Source organism: Limisphaera ngatamarikiensis (assembly GCF_011044775.1).
Taxonomy (GTDB): domain Bacteria; phylum Verrucomicrobiota; class Verrucomicrobiia; order Limisphaerales; family Limisphaeraceae; genus Limisphaera; species Limisphaera ngatamarikiensis.
Map to the genome: position 1 here is coordinate 1 of NZ_JAAKYA010000025.1, position 4,606 is coordinate 4,606.

General features: G+C 67.6%; 2 protein-coding genes and 1 tRNA gene. All 3 read right to left on the reverse strand.

Translation table 11 applies throughout. The features are described from left to right. Window positions 1–525 precede the first annotated feature (525 nt). The 3 genes from G4L39_RS04315 to G4L39_RS04325 all read right to left on the reverse strand — a co-directional run bounded on the left by G4L39_RS04315 (window position 526) and on the right by G4L39_RS04325 (window position 3,835). Window positions 526–1,041 (reverse strand): ferritin, encoded by a 516-nt coding sequence (locus G4L39_RS04315; RefSeq protein ID WP_205880772.1) that lies wholly within the window; start codon window positions 1,039–1,041, stop codon window positions 526–528. A 233-nt stretch (window positions 1,042–1,274) separates the two neighbouring features. Further along, complete coding sequence (gene rnr / locus G4L39_RS04320) at window positions 1,275–3,590, reverse strand: ribonuclease R (RefSeq protein ID WP_240893796.1); 2,316 nt, start codon at window positions 3,588–3,590, stop codon at window positions 1,275–1,277. A gap of 169 nt (window positions 3,591–3,759) precedes the next feature. Further along, window positions 3,760–3,835: transfer RNA gene (locus G4L39_RS04325), tRNA-Phe, on the reverse strand. Window positions 3,836–4,606 lie beyond the last annotated feature (771 nt).

Here is a 4,606-nt window from a genome sequence, read left to right on the forward strand (position 1 = left end):
GGGAGGGGCACAGTCCTCTGTGCCCGGTATTCTTGCGGACCGCGAGGACGCGGTCCCTCCCAACCTGTCGGAGCTCGAAAGGGTATGTTCCGATTGGCTCGCCCTGCAGGTTCGGCGCGGGCCCCGGGGTCTGCTTTCCTTACGGACGGCGGGGACGCCGTCCCTCCCGTGGGACCTTGTGGGAGGGGCACAGTCCCCTGTGCCCGGTATTCTTGCGGACCGTGAGGACACGGTCCCTCCCAACCTGTCGGAGCTCGAAGGGGTATTCTGCGATTGGCTCGCCCTACAGGTTCGGAACGAGCCGCAGGGGCAGCCTTTCCCTGCGGACGGCGGGGACGCCGTCCCTCCCGTGGGACCTCGTGGGAGGGGCACAGTCCTCTGTGCCCGGCATTCTTGCGGACCGCGAGGACGCGGTCCCTGCCAGCCTGTCGGAGCTCGCAAGGGTATTCTCCGATTGGCTCGCCCTGAAGGTTCGGCGGCGGGCCTAAGGGGATGCGTTCGAGCGCGACGGGCGGGGGTTTGGGGTCAGTGCCCGGCGGACTTGTCAGACTCCAAGAGCCGTTCGATGTGCCGGTCCAGGTCCAGTAACGCACCGGCGCAGGTGGCTGCTTCCACCCGGTTCACCATCTCCGCCGTCCACGCCTCCTCCTCCACCTGTTCGTTGATGAACCAGTGCAACAGCACCTGGGCCGGATAGTCGCGGGCTGTCACGGCCGCCTCATACGCCGTCTGAATCCCCCGACTGTTGGCCGCCTCCAACGTCTGCGCATGCCGCGCCACCTCCAGCAGCGACGCAAAATCCATCCGCGGCGCCGGCACCGACTCCATCACCGGCTGCACGCCCCGGTCCAACAAATGTCGCCCGATGCGGGCCGCATGCTCGCGTTCCTCGGCCGCCTGATGACGGAAAAACCGCGCAAAACCCGGCAGGGTGCGATGTGCGCACCACCAGGCCAGCGCCTCGTATTGATGCGCCGCCATCAGTTCATGGTTGAACTGCCGCTGCAACTCCTTCCGAACCGCATCCGACATGGCTGTCATACCCGGTCACTCCTTTCGGTGGCTGTGGATCGTTTTGAAGCAACATGAAGCCGAATCCGGCAGGGCACAAGCCCGACCTGCCGCATTCCGTGCGGGAGGGCGACCGTGTTCTCCGGGCGCGACCAGGACCGGCCGCCCTGCAGGAGACGCGCGAAACCTGCCGGTGCCCGCTGGTCCGCCGGCGGGCCAGCCCGCATGCAGGACAGGGAAACCGGCGCACAGCCGGCCCGGCCTCACCGTTTGCGTCGGTTGCCCCGGTGGGGACGGCCCTGGCCGGGTCGGGGTGCCCCGGAGGTTTGGCGGTGGCCGGGGGGTTGGCGCCGGGCCGCACGCGGGTGCGAGTCGCGTTTGTGGTTCCGGGCTTTTGCGCCCCGGGGTTCCGGGCTTTGCGGCTGGTGGGGGCGGACCGGGGACGGCCTGCGCGAGGGACCGCGTTTGCGGGCCGGCTCGGGCGCGGGTTCGAAGTCGAGTTGTTTCTTGAATCGGTCCACCCGGGCGACGACCACCTGCAGGGTGTCGCCGAGTTTGATGCGGCGTCGTGTGCGGCGGCCGCGCAGTTCGTTGCGGTCCGGGTCGAAGATGTAGAAGTCGTCCTTGAGCCGGGAGAGGGGGACCATGCCGGAGAGGCCCAAGGTGGGCAGGTCGACGAAGAACCCGTGATTGCGGACGTCGGTGACCAGGGCGGGGTAGGGCTCGAGCGGGCCCGTGCGGAGCTGCTGCTCGAGGAAGGCGAAGAGTTTGACTTCGCGGCTGTCGCGCTCGGCGTCGGCGGCGTTGCGTTCCATGGTGGAGAGGTGCTCCGCCAGCTCCTCCAGTTCCACCCGCGGGGGCAGGCTCCGGGGATCGAACAACGCGCGGTGCACGATCAGGTCGGCGTACCGACGGATGGGGGAGGTGAAGTGCGTGTAGTCGGTCTTGTTGAGGCCGAAATGTCCGATGGGCTCGGTGGCGTACTGGGCGCGCATGAGGGATCGGAGGAGGCCCACCTTCAGAGCGGGGCCCAGTGGCGTCTGATTGAGCCGGGCCAGGAGGCGCTGGAGTTCCTCGCGTTTCTGGAGGTTGCCGCAGGGTAGGTTGTGGCTGAGGACCTCCTGACGGTATTCCTCGAGCCGGGCCGGGTCGGGCGGTTCGTGCACCCGGTAGAGGGCCGGCCGGCGCAACTGGCGGAGGCGGCGTGCGGCGGCTTCATTGGCCAGCAGCATGAATTCCTCGATGAGCTGGTGGGCCTCGTCATGGACCACGGTTTCGAGCCGCGCCACGCGACCCTGTTCGTCCAGCCGGACCTTCACCTCGGGGAAGTCCAGGTCGAGTGCTCCCTGGGCGAACCGGCGCCGTCGGATTTTCTGTGCCAGGGCGTGAGCGTCGTGGAGCATGCGGCTGACGGGGTCGGTGGGCGGCCGCCGGATCATGGCCAGGGCCTCGGCGTAGGTGAGCCGCCGCTTCGAATGGATCACAGCGGAGTAAAACCGGCTTTGCAACACCACGCCCTCGGGGTTGAGCAGGAACTCGACGGTTTTGGTGAGCCGGTCCACCCCCGGCTTGAGCGAGCAGAGCTCGTTGCTGAGGATCTCGGGGAGCATGGGGATGACCCGGTCCACAAGGTAGGTGGAGTTGCCGCGGCGGCGGGCTTCCTCGTCCAGGGCGGTGCCGGGCCGGACATAATGCGACACGTCGGCAATGTGGACCCACAGTTTCCAGCGACCGTCGGGAAGCCGCTGCAGCGAAATGGCGTCGTCGAAGTCCCTGGCGTCGTCCGGGTCAATGGTGACGACGAGTTGCGAGCGGCAATCCACGCGGCCCCGGAGTTCCTCGGGTCGGACCCGCGTACCGAAGGCCTCGGCTTCGCGGCGGACCGCCGCGGGAAAGGCGGTCGGCAACTGGTACTGGCGCAGCACAGCCAGCATGTCCACGCCCGGCGCATCGGGTCGGCCCAGCACCTCGATGATGTCGCCCTCGGGGTTGGCCTCTCGCGAGGGCCAGTCACGAAGCGCCACCACCACCTTGTCCCCGATCTGCGCGGTGCGGCCTCCGGCCTCCGGCGAAGGGACGTAAATGTCGTGCGGGATGCGCGGATCGTCCGGTATGACGTAGTAGAAATGCCGGCTGCGCTGGAGCGTGCCCACCAGTTGGGTGCGCCGCCGTTCCAGGATGCGCACCACCTCTCCGTAGACCGGTTCCGGCGTGTCGGGCCGCAGCCCTTTGGGGCGCTGGATGCGGCGCACCAGCACCCGATCCTCGTGCAGAGCGGTGCCGGTGGCGTGCTCGGGTATGACGATCTCCGGCAAACGCGGATCGTCCGGCTGCAGGAACCCTTTGCCCTGGCGGTTGATGCGGATTCGGCCCGGAACCAGGTCTGCGTCCAGGGGGAGTACGTAACGGTCGTCCTTGATGCGCACCACACGGCCGTGCTGCTCCAGCGCCTCCAGCGCAGCCGCCAGATCGGCCGGCTCCACCGGCGGCGGCCCCAACCGCTGGCGCAACTCCCCGGCAGTCAGGGGCCGGGCCCGGGCCCGGCGCAATGCATGCAGGACGCGCTCTTCCAGTTTCAAAAGATCCGCGGGTTCCATTCTGCCGGTCAAATTACGGGGTCGCCCCGCGGGGCACAATCCGGCAGAAGAACCTTTGCAGAGCACGCGGAAGGGACCGGACACCCGGCCGCCACCACAATTGCCCCGGCGCAAGGCCGTGTGCCGAAGGGAGGATTCGACCAAAAAAAGTTGGTGGCTGGAGACGGAATCGAACCGCCGACACAAGGATTTTCAGTCCTCTGCTCTACCAACTGAGCTATCCAGCCACCTCGAGCAACCATCCATATTGAAATCCGGAACCGGGTGACGCGCAAGAGGGAATTCAACCCGGGAGGCGGAACCGGTCCGGCATACTTTGGGGAGCAGACGCTGGCAAGCCGGCAAAAACCACGGCAGGTTGGAACACGCATTGGGCGATGCAGAAGCCGGGGCGCAGGACCGGCCCGGGCCCTTGAAGCGCTCGGTGCGGCCGTCTCACCGGCCCGGCGCCATTCGCCGGTGCGGCGAATGCGTGCCGGATTCCCCAAGGACCCCGCGGGTCGCCTGCTGACCGTTCACCAAGCTTCCCCAGGGGTCACGGACCGGGCCCGACAGCCCACCTCCGACAGGGTTCCCGACCGGACCTGACCCTCATGGCACCCGGCCGACGGCCCAAGACGCCAGAACCCGCACCGAAGGGCGGGCCCGGGCACCTTCTCCCTCCCTGCCGCAAATCCCACCGCCCCGACCGCCCATCAAATCCCCCTGTCCAGCCCCGGCCGGGGACCAGGGCGTTCGCAGGAACCCGCGCGAGAAGCCCATAAAACTGTATTTGACAAGCATGATTTCAGGGGAATTTTGTCGTTTCCTGAATCCTTAGCCAGCCGTTGGGGCGGGGTGCCAAACGATGTTTTCGAATCGGAAGAGTCTCTGAACGTGATCTGGGAGGGCTCTGGGGCCCATCGGTGAGGCCTGTGTGGCCGATCTGGGAGGGGTCGCCCGGGCGCCGGAAGGGCCGCAGGGCCGTGCCAGGGTGGTTTTTTTCCAAGATGCGGGCA

Coding starts and splice junctions, on each gene's coding strand:
- G4L39_RS04315 (WP_205880772.1), bottom strand. CDS start 1,041: ATGACAGCCATGTCGGATGCGGTTCGGAAGGAGTTGCAGCGGCAGTTC.